This is a genomic window from Pseudomonas sp. F1_0610 (genome assembly GCF_047470865.1).
Taxonomy (GTDB): domain Bacteria; phylum Pseudomonadota; class Gammaproteobacteria; order Pseudomonadales; family Pseudomonadaceae; genus JAZDRH01.
In genome coordinates this window covers 1-255 of the sequence record NZ_JAZDRH010000111.1, presented here as the reverse complement: position 1 = coordinate 255, position 255 = coordinate 1, and the positions used below count along the sequence as shown (strand labels likewise).

Sequence of the window (255 nt, the reverse complement as noted above, 5' to 3'; positions counted from 1 at the left end):
ACGACAAAACCCCAACGCTCAAAGGCAGCCTAGACAAAACACTAGATAGCACAGAGCAACTGGTGATTTACCGTGATGGTAAAAAAGTAGGTATAGCCACAGTTAGCAACACCCAATGGGAATTTACGGACAGCATCGCCAACGACGGCAACTACACATACGTCGCCCGCGTAGAAGATGCAGCAGGCAACCAAGGCGTAGAATCTAACGAATACCAAATCACCTTAGATACCGCAGCGCCAAGCCAAACGGTGA

Annotated in this window: 1 protein-coding gene; it reads left to right on the top strand. The window is 49.0% G+C overall.

The window, feature by feature from the left end; translation table 11 throughout:
* On the top strand, positions 1-255 hold a 255-nt coding region (locus tag VQ643_RS16445; protein WP_414201604.1), incomplete at both ends, for an Ig-like domain-containing protein.